Raw genomic sequence first — 14470 nt, forward strand, 5'->3', positions numbered from 1 at the left:
TTTTTATATTTTTTCTAATTAAAGTAAATACCGTGCAAACAAACTATATATAAGCTAACATCCTATAAAAGAACTAGAAATTATTGTTTGTTATACCTTAATTTTAATTTTTGTGCAAACGCTAACATAGGTTAACTTTTGCTTATTTTCCAGATTTCATCAGCATATTGCTTTATTGTTCTATCGGAACTAAACTTACCGGCATTGGCCATGTTTATCCAGCATTTTTTTGCCCAAGCCAGCCTATCCTGGTATGCCTCATTAACTTTTTGTTGCGCTTGTCTATAACTATCAAAATCTTTCATTAAAAAGTACTGATCAGGTCTATGCCAAGAAGCCCCTTTAAATATAGAATCATGAAGTTCAGCAAACATCCCTGTATCACCATCTGTAAAAGTTCCGTCAATTAAGGTATCAACAACTCTTTTAAGACCTTTTACCTTTTCGTATTCCTCTTTTGGATTATAGGAATCTTTAATTTTCTCGATGTCTTCTACCCTTAGTCCAAAGATAAAGTTATTTTTTTCTCCTGCTTCTGCTACAATCTCCACATTTGCCCCATCGTAAGTTCCAATAGTTGGAGCACCGTTAAGCATAAATTTCATGTTACCAGTTCCTGAAGCCTCTTTTCCAGCAGTGGAAATCTGTTCAGACACATCTGCAGCTGGAAATAATTTTTCAGCATATGATACTCTATAGTTTTCAACAAAAACAACTTTAATTTTGCCGTTTATATCTTTATCGTTGTTGATAAGTTTTGCTATTTCGTTAATATATTTAATTATACCTTTGGCTCTAAAATAGCCAGGTGCAGCTTTAGCTCCAAAAATAAATGTTCTGGGGTGAATATCAAACCCAGGCTCTTCCTTTAATCGATAATAAAGGTCTAGAATATAAAATGCTTTTAACAACTGTCTTTTGTACTCATGCAAGCGTTTGATTTGAATATCAAAAATGGAGTTTCGATCAATTTTTATACCCTCATGCTCTTCTATATAGTCAGCAAGCTGATTTTTCTTGCTTTGTTTAATGTTTACAAAGTCTTCTAAAACCCCTTTATCGTCACCAAGCTTCTCCAACTTTTTAAGCTCTGTTAAATTAGTAATCCAGTCATCGTTGCCTAAATGCTTTGTAATATAGTTTGAAAGTTCAGGATTTGACTGCAGCAACCAACGACGCTGTGTAATCCCGTTTGTTTTATTGTTAAATCTCTCTGGAAACAGTTTATACCATTTAGTCAACTCTGATTCTATTAACAAGTTTGTGTGCAGTTGTGCAACACCGTTAGTTGAGCTTGTACCATAAATTGACATCCAAGCCATCTTGATACAATCTCCACTAATTATTTCGTAATCAGCAAGCTCTTCGTCTTTTATACCTTTTGCATTCAATTCTTTTTTTAGTTGGGTATCAATTTTAACAATTATATCATAGATGGTAGGAAGTAAGCTCTGGTATAAGTGTACAGGCCATTGCTCTAAGGCTTCAGCCAATAAGGTATGGTTCGTATATGCAAAAGATTCAACCACTATACCCCATGCTTTATCCCAACTTAAATTTTCATTTATTGTTAATATCCTCATTAATTCTGGAATGGCCACTGCAGGATGAGTATCATTTAGTTGTATGCTGTGTAGTTCCGAGAAGTTATCAAAAGATGAATATTTTTCTTTATGTTTTCTAATTAAATCCTGTAAAGAAGCAGATACAAAAAAGTACTGTTGTTTCAACCTTAGTTTTTTGCCTTCATCATTTGAGTCATTTGGGTAAAGTACTTTGGATATTGTTTCAGCATCATTTTTTTCTTTTACTGATTGATGATAGTTCTGATTGTTAAACTCTTCAAAATCAAAGTTGTTCAAAGCTTCTGATTTCCAAAGTCTTAGAGTGTTTATGGTGTTTTGTCCATATCCGATAATTGGGGTGTCATATGGCACTGCTAAAACATCCCCGTTGGAAAAGCTTACTATTACCGCTTCATCATCCCGTCTGATTGACCAAGGATCGCCATGTTCTAACCAATTATCACCCTGTTCTTTTTGAAACCCATCTTCAAAGGTTTGTTTAAAGATTCCAAACTCATATCTGAGTCCATAACCAGTTAACGGTAAATCTAAAGTGGCTCCGGAGTCTAAAAAGCATGCAGCTAGCCTCCCTAGCCCTCCATTCCCAAGCCCTGCGTCATCTTCTGCTTCTTCAATTACATTATAATTCACATCAATCTCTTCTAATATTTCCTCAACTTCAGATTTCAACTTCATATTTATCAAATTGTTTGTCAAAGCACGTCCCATAAGAAACTCTGCCGATAAATAGTAAGCCTGTTTTTTACCTTCAAATTTTTCATTGGATTTGATCCAGTTAGGTACAAGCTCCTGCATTGTAGATTTAGATAAAGCAATGTACTTTTCTTTACTTGTGCAATCTTTTAAATTCTTCCCAAATTCCGATAGTGCATAACCTTCCATGTTCTGTAAAATTCGTTGTTTCCCCATTTTCTTACCTCCCATAAATTTTTGTTAAATCACATATTTTTTTAGCAAGACTATCTGTAAGATCTTTTTTGTTCACTCGCCAAACCCAATTTCCTCCAATAGTGGATGGTACATTAAATCGTGCTTTGTCATCTAAGCCCAAGAAGTCTTGCAAAGGGGCGACAGCTAGCCAAGCTACTGAACTCCAAGCTCCCCGTATAAAACCCCAGTTAAGTCCTTCATCATAATTTAATTTTAAATAATTTACTGCATAATAAAAGTCATTTTTGGGCACATTATCGAACCATCCCATAGCTGTATGGTTGTCATGGGTTCCTGTGTAAACTACACAGTTGTTATTATAATTGTGAGGCAGATAATCACTTTCCTCTCTAGTATCAAAAGCAAATTGTAAAACTTTCATTCCGGGAAAGCCAGTTTGTTTTATTAACAGCTGTACATCTTTGGTTATATAGCCTAAATCTTCAGCTATTATATTTAATTCTCCCAATTCTTTTTTAATAGCACTAAAAAGTTTGATGCCAGGTCCTTTAGTCCACTTCCCGTCTATAGCTGTTTTCGCACCATACTTTACCTCCCAGTATGAATCAAACCCTCTGAAATGGTCGATTCTTAAACAATCAAATAATTCAAAACTATGTTTAATACGACTAATCCACCACTTATATCCTTGCCTCTCCATTTCAGCCCAATCATAAATTGGATTCCCCCATAATTGCCCTGTTTCAGAAAAAGCATCCGGTGGACACCCAGCAACTGTTTTTGGATGAAGATTTTCATCTAAATTAAAAATTTCTGGATTTCCCCAAACATCTGCACTGTCCTCAGCTACATAAATAGGCAAATCTCCGATAATACTAACTCCATTTTTATTAGCATAATCCTTTAATTTTTTCCATTGTTTTAAGAAAAAATATTGAGTAAAGACCCAAAAATAGATTTCATCTTGGTTCTCAGCTTCAAACTTATAAACCGCTGCAGATTTGGAATCTTTGTAAGCTAATGGCCAGCGCTGCCATGATTCATTTTTATTTTTTGCTTTAATAGCCATGTAAAGAGAAAATTCTTTAAGCCAACTCTCATGCTGACAATAAAAGTCTTTTAATTCTTTGTCTAACTCATTCTTGCCTTTAGCATAAGCCGCGCGTAAAATTTTCATTTTGTTTTCATATAGCAAGCCATAATCAACTTTGTAAGCTTCACTTCCCAGGTTATAGTTCTCCACCTCTTCTTTGCTAATATAACCTTTATCTATAAGTTCATCAATATCAATAAAGTATGGGTTTCCAGCAAAAGCTGAAAAACACTGGTAAGGGGAGTCCCCGTAACCTGTAACTCCTAAGGGAAGTATTTGCCAATTTTTCTGTCCAGCTTTTACTAAAAAATCAACGAAATCATAAGATTCTACTCCAAAGTCTCCTATGCCATATTTACTAGGCAAAGACGAGATATGCATTAAAATTCCGCTAGTACGCTCTCTCATAACATTCCACCTACAATTTAATTTTTTTAAGTTTAACATTGTTGCTTTCATCTATAATGGTAAGGTCTATCTCTTTGATAGATGGGTTTGTGTTGCTAACTTCTACTTTGAAGTCACCCTTATTTCTAGTTATTTTTATGTTAGTGCTAAATGACTTTCCTTGCAGATATTGATAGGAAACGCCGTCATCGTCATATAGATTATATTCCGCCTTTGACTCAACATAGGCTAGTACTTTTAGTTTCTCCTGACTTAGCTGCTTAACGTTCATAGAAGGGGTAACCAGAGGAACAATAGAGTTTTTTCTTAAAAAGAATTTAAAGTCCTCCAGTCCATAATCTAAGTAGTGAATACCACTATTTTTGATTTGTAAGCTTTCACAATCTTTGCCAAAAGAAACTTCCGCCATTTTCTCGGGAAGATAAACAAATCTTCCTTCATGATTAGCCTTGCAAACCGGGGCAATCATTATTTCATTACCTAAAAAAAGTTGGTCTTCAGCTTGCTTAGATAGTTGGTCAGAAAATTCAAAGGATAACGGCTTAAACATCACTTTATATTGATTAACAGATTTCATATATTCAGAATATATAAACGGCAATAAGCTATACCTTGCTTCTATTAACTTTTTAGAAGTTTCCATTATTTTATCTCCAAATGCGTAAGGTTCTTGGTTTACGCATCCTATGGCGGAGTGATTTCTAAGAAGAGGTGTAAATACACTAAATTGCATCCACCTAACTAACATTTCACCATAACAATCATTACCAAAACCACCTGTATCAGCCCCTGTATAAAAGAAGCCACACATATTTAAGGATGGCATATTTTTAATGTTTTGTTCTAAATGAGACCAAAAAGAACAGTTGTCCCCAGTCCAAATACCTCCGTACCGATGGGTTCCAATGCTGGAAGCCCTAGATATAAGAACGAATCTCTTATCATTTAATAAACTACTCAAACCTAAACTAGCTGATTTTGTCATGTAATGACCATATAGGTTATGAACTTCATGGTTAGATTTTAACTCATCCCCTACCTGATGGTAAAAGCTACGATAGTATTCTTCTCTATTAGCTAAGTTGCAGAACTTATCTTTTAGGTCAAAAAAGGAAAAGACATTTAAATTCTTACCTTTAGATTCTGTAGCTAGGTCGATTGCCTCGTCAAGAGATTGTTCATCATAAAAAATAGCTGGCTCATTCATATCGTTCCATACACCTTCTATACCACTATCAGTTAAAAGCTTATATTTTTCACCAAACCATTTTTGTGTATCTTCTTTAAAAAAGTCTGGAAAGTGAACCTGTCCAGGCCATACTGCCGCTGTATAAGGATTGCCTTCTTTGTTTTTACAGAAATGATCTCCAGAAATACCTTCCTCATATACATCGTAACCTTTCTCAACTTTTACACCGGCATCAATAATTGGTATAAGATAAGTCCCTTCTTTCTTGAGCTGGTTTACAAACTCTTTAAAACAATCAAATCTTTCATTAGATATACTAAAATCCTTAAAATCCTCCATATAATCCAAATCAAGATAAATACCTTCCAAAGGGATCTTATTTTCTACAAAAGTATTGCGTACCTCCAACACTTCTTTTTTATTTTTATACCCCCACCGGCTTTGAAAATATCCAAATCCCCATTTTGGGGGAACGTAAGCTTTACCGATAATTTTTAAAAAATTTGATATTATAGTCTCTATTTTTTCCCCTTCAATAATATACAAAGTAAAATCATGACCTGAAATTGAAATATTTAAAGAGTCTAAATTGGAAAAACCTACGTCGTATGTTATACGAGAAGGATAATCTATAAAATAGCCACAATTAGTTTCCCCAGATATAATAAAAAAGTTATGAGCTCCATACAGTGCCTTTTTTTCCTCAGTATGGCTTGGTTCATCTGTGCAGTAAGATTCATAGATTCTTCCTCGCTTATTGATTCCCCCTAAATTTCCACCGAAACCATAAACAACATCTTCCTTTTTCAAATTAAGATCAATAGTGCAATTTTCCTCATTGAAAAAAGGTTTAACAACTTCTGCAACATCTTTTCTAATTTTTTTCCCTTTTACAGCATCAGTTTCCACAGGATTTCCGTACTGAAAAACTTTAATCCCATTATCCATTATAAAAGTCTTCATACCCCACCTCCATCTATAGTACCTAATATTCATTAATTTTTGCGTGCAAGCGCTTGCGCACTTTATATACTAAATATACCATATGTGATTTTTTTGTAAAGTCCCTATTTTTATAAACAGAAAGAGCCACTCTATTATCAATTACAAATTTCTGGTAAATAAGTACTAATTTAGAAGGTTTTTTAGTAAAAAAGTAGAATTATAAATTAAAATGTCTTTAGGAGGTGCTTTAATGAACAACAAGTTTGTTATTGGGGCTAATAAAAGTTTGATTTGGCTATGTTTTTTTATTGGAATTTTATCATCTATAATAACTTATCTAGTTGAGTCACATATAGTAATCCCTTTCATTGTATTAGTTAGCTGGCTGGCGCTAACATTTGCTTTTTTAACTTATAGAAAAGATCCAGCAAATCCATGGGTTAAATATGTTTTAGCTGTACCGATGATGACCACATATACTATGGTTGCTATCACTGGTAGTAGTATCGCTTTTATATTCGCTTTTCCTTTGATGGGCGCTTTTGCGGTTTTTGGAGATAAGCTATTGACTTCCGGAGTCTTTACAGTAGTAATCGGCGTCAACGTAGTAAACGCTATAATAGGCAAATATAGCACTGAAAATTTTTTTGTGATTATTGCTGTAGTTGTATTAACATGTATAGTTCAGTTTGTTAACTCAAACATAATCGAAAAGTCTAACAAGGAAAACAGTGAATTTATTAGTCAATTAAAGCTAGAAAAGGAAAATAGAGACAAAATCATAGCCTCAATTTTAGGTACTACCGAGGAACTCACTATTTCATCAGAAAGTCTTAAAAATACGTTAAAAGAAACAGGCGTATCCATTGAAGAAGTATCTAAGGTGATTGAAGAAATTGCCAAAAGCTCGTCAGTTCAAGCTAGTGATACAGAGGAAGGCGCAAAAGAGTCTGAACTTTTATCCAATGGAATTGATGAAATAGTCACAGTTACAGAAAGTTTAGGTGAAATCTCTGGCGAAACTGAAGGTTTAAAAAATCAAGGTCTTTCAATAATCGCAAAACTAGATGAAAAAACAAAAGAAAGTAATCAATCAATTATGATGTTAAGGGATATGGTTAAAAAAACAAACCAAAGTACAGAGGCTATTAATATAGCAATAAGCTCCATTAGTGACATAGCGCAACAAACCAACCTTCTAGCCTTGAACGCTAGCATTGAAGCAGCAAGAGCAGGAGAAGCTGGTAAAGGTTTTGCGGTAGTTGCTGATGAAATTCGAAAATTAGCTGAACAATCGTCTAAATCTGCTGATGAAATTAACAGTGTGATTACTAACCTTAAGGAAGATACAGACCTAACCTATGATAAAATGGAAGGTACTATTGAAATAATTGATTCTCAAACCAATGCCATTGAAAACACCCATTCTATCTTTAACAGCTTAGCTGATTCTATAGAGATAACTAAAGAAAAAATAAACGTTCTTAAAACTACCGAAGATAAAATGCTAAAAACTAAAGAGACGATTATGGCTGTTTTGCAAAACCTCACTTCTATAGCTCAACAAAATGCAGCTAGCACTGAAGAAGTCTCAAGTTCTGTTGAAGAACAGTCCTCATCTATCACGGGTATAGCTAAAATAGGCGAAAATCTAGATAATCTTGCTCAAAAGTTAAAAAATACAGCAGAAAAATTTAATAATTAAGTACTCTAAATATACAGGTGACATCTAAAACTTTCACTGGAGTTTAAATTTTTACAGTATTCAGCCCAAAAAGTCCCATTGACTATTGCAATTAGTCAATGGGACTTCTGCTTTTTCTAACTTTAATGTTTTTATCTAAACTTCCCTAATATGAACTTAGTCAACATAGAAACCAAGGCAATAGCATTTCTCCCTATGAAGTGTTAAAATCTATATTAGGTTTGCCTAATATTTTATCAGGAGTTGTGATTGTATGATTATAAAAATTTGCCCGGGATTAGCTTTAGCTGCTGCTCTTGCTGCTTTTTCTGTTTATGTCACTGAGCTCTTGCCTTACCACTTAATTGGAGCTAGTGTGTTATCCCTTATCATTGGTATGTTTATTAACCCCTTTATCTCAAAACATGATTGTTTCAACACTGGAATTAACTTTACGTCAAAAAAGGTATTGAAATTTTCCATTATACTAATGGGCCTTTCATTAAGCTTTTCACAAGTTGTTGAGGTGGGAAGAATATCTCTTGTAGTTATGATTTTTACTTTGTTAACCGCTTTTTTAGGCGGGTACCTAGTTGGTAAACTCCTCAAATTAGATTGGAAGCTAGCAGGTCTTCTATCCGCAGGAACCGGTATATGCGGCGGATCTGCTATAGCAGCTGTGGGCCCGGTTATAGAAGCTGACGATAGTGCCATGGCTTATGCTATTTCTGCGACCTTTGTTTTTGACATTTTAATGGTTATTCTGTTTCCAATTATGGGAAATTATTTTAACATGACTGATTTAGGATTTGGTCTTTGGACAGGTACAGCTATAAATGATACATCTTCTGTGGTAGCAGCGGGATATTCTTTTTCTGATGTTGCTGGTAACTATTCCGTTATAGTAAAACTCACTAGGACCTTAGCGATTGTTCCAGTTGTACTTGTTTTTTCAGTTATCCATGCTAAGATAGCTAAAAAAGAATCCAATGATAATTCCAAGGTTAGCATTATTAAAATTTTTCCATGGTTTATTCTTCTATTTATAGCAATGGTAGCAATAAAAAGTACAGGTATTATTCCCGATCCTATAACTGTCTCTATATCAAATTTTAGTAGGTTTCTAATGGTTATGGCATTAGGTGCCATTGGCTTAAAAACCAGCTTTAATAAACTTATCCAAGCAGGGTTTGCTCCTTTGTTGCACGGATTTACCATTTCTATGGCAGTAGTAGTAGTTTCATTTGTAATACAAGTATTTTTAGGTCAAGTATAAAGTAAAACAACCATAAAAGGATTGTTATTGCTTAAACAATCGCTGTAAAGGCTGACTAATATTTTTAGTCAGCCTTTCTTGTTAATAGTTTTTAAAACTGTCTTATTGAATATCTAACTTAAATTTGAAGGAGGTTTGTAGAAAAATGTCGAATATGTAAATAATATAAAGATGTTAGAAATAGAGCAATCATTTTTATTATATATTTTTAGGGAGGTTTTTTTATGAATAATAAGTTTATAGCAACCGCAAACAAAAGTTTAATGATCTTATGCTTTTTTATAGTTCTTCTATCATCACCGGCATCTTTTGTCACAGAAGGTACTCACATTAGTACAACACTTTCACTAGTATTTGCATGGATAGCTCTAGCATACTGTATGTTTTTATTTAAAAAAGATTCTGCTAGTAAGTATATCAAATACATATTAGCATTTTTTTACATGGCTACTTATATTGCTGCTACTTTAACTAGTGCGGAATACTTAGCTTTTCTATTTGCCTTTCCTTTGATAGGCGCTTTCTCAGTTTTCGGTAATAAAAAGTTAACAGGTGGAGTTTTAGCTATAGTTTTGTCAGTAAATGCCATAAATGTTTTTTTAGGAGCTTATCCCGACGGCGGTGTCGTTTTAATTATAACTGTTATTATGCTAACTAGTGTTGTACAGTTTGTTAACACAAGTATCATTGGCAGGTCGAGTCAAGAAAACAGTGAATATATTTCCAAAATGGAGCAGGAAGAACAAAAAAAGAATAACATTATAGAATCACTTATCAAAACAACAAATCAACTAGCAAGTTCTTCAGACCATCTTAAAAACACAGTTAAAGAGTCAAGCATCTCTATTGAAGAAGTTGCTAAGGTAGTTGAGGAAATTGCAAAAAGTTCTTCTGTTCAGGCCGATGATACAGAAAGTGGTGCTAAAGAGGCACAAAACCTTTCTTCTAGCATTGATGACATAGTAGAAGCGACAGAAGAGTTAGGTGGAATCTCAACTGAAACCGAAAATCTTAAAAATGATGGTCTTTCGATAATAAACCAATTGAATAACAAAACTAAAGAAAGTAATGATGCTATAAGCTCTCTTAGAAAAATGATTCAAAGTACCAACGATAGCACAGAAGCTATAAATATTGCTAGTAGCTCTATCAGCCAAATAGCCCAACAGACCAACCTATTAGCTTTAAACGCTAGTATAGAAGCCGCAAGAGCAGGAGAAGCTGGAAAGGGATTTGCCGTTGTAGCTGACGAAATAAGAAAGTTAGCTGAAGAGTCTGCGAAGTCCGCTGATGAAATCAACAATGTAATAGGAGATCTTAAAGAAAGTACAGACCAAACCTTTGATAAAATGGAAGGCGCTATTGATATCATCAACTCCCAAACCTCCTCTATCAAAGATACCCAAAATATATTTAACACATTAGCCAGTTCCATAGAAGCTACAAAGGAAAAAATAAATGTGTTAAGTACCACTGAAAAAGATATGCTTAACATGAAAGAAAGTATCTTGAGTATCCTAGAAAATCTTACGTCTATAGCTCAACAAAATGCAGCTAGCACAGAAGAAGTTTCTAGTTCCGTGGAGCAACAATCATCTGCCATGGATGGGTTAACAGATATTAGTTCAAATCTAGATAACTTAGCTAGAAATCTCAAATCTACAGCTGATAAATTTTAATTTTTTAATACAAAACAAGGAGTTCCCGGTAATTGGGAGCTCCTTATTTATATTTAAAGATAAATTGTCTAGCACATTCACTCTTACAAAATATTTTTTTGATAATCGTAAATCTTATGAGACATTTGGATATGGAAAACTGTTTCAGCATCTTCAAAGTCAATTAGAGTCATTTCTTTTATTTTGTTTATTCTATATGTCATGGTGTTGCGATGGATAAATAATTCTTTTGCCGTTCTATTAACATTCTGGTTATTTTTCAAGTATTTAAAAAGAGTGTTTAGATAATATGTATCATTATTTCGATCATATTGCTCTAGCTTTTGAATGACCGGATGGCTATATTGTTTTAAGTCTGTAATACCATTATTTTTATTAAGCTTATCTAACAAAAGATAAAACTCATGCTTCTCACAATAGAAAATTTTATCTTGCTCACAAATTTTCTCTCCAACCTCTAAAGCTCTTAAGGTTTTTTTGTATTGTAAAGAGAGATCCAGTATATTTGTAAATGTTTTACTTACACCAATGGTCAGGTCATGTTTTTCAAGAAAGTTTAGCAATCTTTTTTCTACCTCAGAGTCTATAGGCTCATCATCATCAGAGCTTATAAGAGAAACTACACAGTCCTTGTAAAATACCGAATAAATGCTAGAAAAAATCTTATTCAATCCATTTTTTAAGTTTTCCCTATAAAACCTTGAAGGATTATAGCTTAAAATATCAAACACCAAAACCTTAAAGTTCTTTTTCATTTTTAACTCAGATCTTTTTATTCTTTCTTCAATTAGTTTGTGATCGTCGATTTTCTTGTCTAGGATATCCAACAAAAGATTTTCATACATTAGCCCCACCATATTACTAAAATCCTTATTGTTGTTAATTTCTTGTGCGATCACAGTACTTAGTAGCGCTAAAAATTCATGTGTTTTGTATGTAAAATGTTCCTCACTTTGAAGCACTATCAAATAGCCCACTAGTTTTTCTCCAATAATCACCTTACTAACTAACTTGTCGTTAGGACTGGCATAACAGTTTACTACAAAAGGTTTCTCAGTGTTAGGAGATTTTACTAATGCATCTATTTTCTTAACTTCTGAAATAAATTCGAAGCTACAATATCCTAACCTTATATTTTCCTGCCAAAATTTCTCTTTTATTTGATCTGCTTTACTATAAGCAATTACTCTATAACTGTTATCAATTAGTATTACAGGATTATTTAATATTTCCGAAGATCTTTTTATAATATATTTTAATCCCCTACTGTGAATTAAGGTATTGAGGAGATTAGTGGCATTTCTCATAGATTGAATATTATCTATCAGTTGTGGTTTTATAACGTTAAATACCTCAAATAAATCTGCCTGTGCAGGAAGAAGAAAGTAGTTCCCTTTAGTTAATACAGTTGAGCTGGAAATTTCCATATCTTTTATCAATATAAAACTTCCTTTTTCTTCTTTAAGGTTGCTATTTAACAATTGAGATGCTTTCCCTAAATATAACACAGTACTTTCTATTCGCTGTGTTTTTTCCGTTATAAAACTGATATCATCGATTTTTGTATCCCCTTGATTGTTAATAAATGTACAATCATAACTGGTTAAAATGCTATAAATTTCACCTAGACTTACCACAAATATCACCTCTCTACCAACATTATAGTGCATAACGCACAAAAAAAGCAATATGTTTTGTTACCATTTAACATGGTAAAACGATGATGTTTTTGATAAATTGTTCACAAGCACCAAAAAACTACGATGAGGAGGATTACTATGAACTATAAGAAACTTTTCTCCAAAGGTCAAATTGGAAAAATGCCGCTAAGGAACAGAATAGTTATGCCTGCTATGGGAACTGCTTTAGCTGGCAGTACTGGAGAAGCTTCTCCAGACATTATTAAGTATTATGAGGAAAGAGCTAAAGGTGGTTGTGGGCTTATAATTACCGAAATAACTAGGGTATGTGATGATTACGGAGTTGGAGTTGCTAACCAACTTTCCGCAACTAAACCCCAACACATCGCAAGCTTACAAAAGCTAGCCAGAACACTGCACAAATATGACACAAAAGTATTTGTCCAGCTTCACCACCCTGGCAGAGAGACATATTCCAGACTTATAGGTGGCAAGCAAATTGTTGCACCTAGTGCTGTAATGTGTAAAGTAACTCAAGAAATGCCAAGAGAACTTACTACCGAGGAAGTTGAAGGCTTAGTTAGAAAGTTTGTTACCAGTGCAAAAATGGCCCAAATGGCTGGAATCGACGGGGTAGAACTTCATGCAGCCCATGGATATCTTATTAATCAATTCTTAAGTCCTTACACTAACAAACGAACTGATAAATATGGTGGGCACTTTGCAAACAGGATGCGTTTCATATCGGAAATTATGGTTGGTATTAGACATATTTGTGGACCTGATTTCCCAGTCAGTGTACGAATTAGTGCCGACGAGTTTGTTGAGGGTGGCATTAATCTTGAAGAAGGAGTAAAAATTGCTCGTTATTTGGAAAGCATAGGTGTCAATGCTCTTAACGTAAGTGCTGGCATTTATGAAACTTCTGCGACAATTGTTGAACCAATGTCCTACCCACAAGGTTGGAAAAAGCATCTTGCCGAAGCAGTCAAGAAAGCTGTTAACATCCCAATAATTGCTGTCAATGTTATTAGAGAGCCACAATTTGCTGAAAATTTATTGGACAGTGGCAATGTTGACTTTGTTGGACTTGGTAGAGGATTACTTGCTGATCCACAATGGGCTAATAAAGCTAAAGAAAATAAAGATAAAGAAATTAGGCGTTGTATATCTTGTGTATACTGCTTTGAGCAGCTAACTACAGGGGGAGTACTAAAATGTGCAGTAAACCCAAAAATGGGAAGAGAGCTGGAGTTTGAAAATCTTCCTGAAACTGGTGACAACAAAGTAGTAGTAATAGTAGGTGCTGGTCCAGCTGGACTTGAAGCAGCTAGAGTTCTTAAGCTAAGAGGTTTTAGACCGATCGTTCTTGAAAAAGAAAATGATCTCGGTGGTGCTTTGCAAATAGCAAAGAAACCTCACCTAAAAGACAAAATCCAATGGTTGATAGATTATTACCAAGAACAAGTAAAGATTTTGGATATTGAAATAAACTTTGGAGTCAAAGCCACAGTAGAAAACATTAAAGATTTAGATCCCTATGCAATCTTTGTAGCTACTGGTGCTAGGCCAATAATACCTCAAGTTCCTGGTGCAAATAATGAAAATGTATTTACAGCAGACGACGTTCTTAAAGGAATAGTTAGCGTTAAAGGCGAAAAAGTTGCTGTTATTGGCTCTGGCATGACCGGATGTGAAGCAGCAGAAATGTTAGCTATGGACGATAACGAGGTAGCTATTATCGAAATGCAAAAAGAAATTGCCGGTAACGTATACAAGCTCAATCGCTATGACATTATGTCTAGACTAACTAAACATAAAGTTGAAATGCTTCCATGTAAAAAGTTGTTACAGATAACTGATCAAGGAGTAGCTTTGATGGATACCTTTACATCAGCTACATCTCTAAAACAAGCTGATAAAATCATTTTGGCTTTAGGAGTGCAGCCTAACAGCGAACTTATATCAAACTTAGAAGAAGATTTCGAGCGTGTTTACGCTATAGGTGATGTTGCAAATCCAGGTCGCATCGGCGATGCAACCCGTCAAGGATTTGAAAAAGCGTCGATATTATAAATA

The 14470-nt window shown here is 34.2% G+C and carries 8 protein-coding genes; 4 read left to right on the forward strand and 4 right to left on the reverse strand.

Features of this window, described 5'->3' with window-relative positions:
• Window positions 1-131 precede the first annotated feature (131 nt).
• Genes PRVXT_RS10955 through PRVXT_RS10965 form a run of 3 tightly spaced genes read right to left on the reverse strand, consistent with a single transcriptional unit; the run spans window position 132 to window position 6130 of the window.
• On the reverse strand, window positions 132-2495 hold the full coding sequence (locus PRVXT_RS10955; protein WP_350342910.1) for a glycogen/starch/alpha-glucan phosphorylase: 2364 nt from the start codon (window positions 2493-2495) through the stop codon (window positions 132-134).
• Window positions 2496-2499: 4 nt separating this feature from the next.
• Entirely contained in the window at window positions 2500-3978 is a 1479-nt protein-coding gene (gene malQ, locus PRVXT_RS10960; protein WP_350342911.1) for a 4-alpha-glucanotransferase, read from the reverse strand.
• Window positions 3979-3988: 10 nt separating this feature from the next.
• Window positions 3989-6130 carry a TIM-barrel domain-containing protein gene (locus tag PRVXT_RS10965; RefSeq protein WP_350342912.1) on the reverse strand — a complete coding sequence of 714 codons (2142 nt, stop codon included), beginning with the start codon at window positions 6128-6130 and terminating at the stop codon, window positions 3989-3991.
• 232 nt (window positions 6131-6362) lie between these two features.
• Here PRVXT_RS10965 and PRVXT_RS10970 point away from each other — a divergent pair, with 232 nt between their 5' ends.
• From PRVXT_RS10970 to PRVXT_RS10980, 3 genes are all read left to right on the forward strand, one after another.
• Window positions 6363-7817 (forward strand): methyl-accepting chemotaxis protein, encoded by a 1455-nt coding sequence (locus PRVXT_RS10970; RefSeq protein ID WP_350342913.1) that lies wholly within the window; start codon window positions 6363-6365, stop codon window positions 7815-7817.
• 253 nt (window positions 7818-8070) lie between these two features.
• The gene (locus PRVXT_RS10975) at window positions 8071-9072 is read left to right on the forward strand and encodes a YeiH family protein (RefSeq protein WP_350342914.1); all 1002 of its coding nucleotides are present in this window, start codon (window positions 8071-8073) and stop codon (window positions 9070-9072) included.
• Between the two features lie 224 nt (window positions 9073-9296).
• Window positions 9297-10751: a methyl-accepting chemotaxis protein gene (locus PRVXT_RS10980; RefSeq protein WP_350342915.1), complete on the forward strand. Its 1455-nt coding sequence runs from the start codon at window positions 9297-9299 to the stop codon at window positions 10749-10751.
• Window positions 10752-10834: 83 nt separating this feature from the next.
• On the opposite strand, the gene PRVXT_RS10985 is transcribed toward PRVXT_RS10980, so the two are convergent.
• Entirely contained in the window at window positions 10835-12421 is a 1587-nt protein-coding gene (locus PRVXT_RS10985) for a PucR family transcriptional regulator (RefSeq protein ID WP_350342916.1), read from the reverse strand.
• A gap of 108 nt (window positions 12422-12529) precedes the next feature.
• Between PRVXT_RS10985 and PRVXT_RS10990 the strand changes: the two genes are divergently transcribed.
• Entirely contained in the window at window positions 12530-14467 is a 1938-nt protein-coding gene (locus PRVXT_RS10990; protein WP_350342917.1) for an FAD-dependent oxidoreductase, read from the forward strand.
• Window positions 14468-14470 lie beyond the last annotated feature (3 nt).

This window comes from Proteinivorax tanatarense (assembly GCF_040267685.1).
Taxonomy (GTDB): domain Bacteria; phylum Bacillota; class Proteinivoracia; order Proteinivoracales; family Proteinivoracaceae; genus Proteinivorax; species Proteinivorax tanatarense.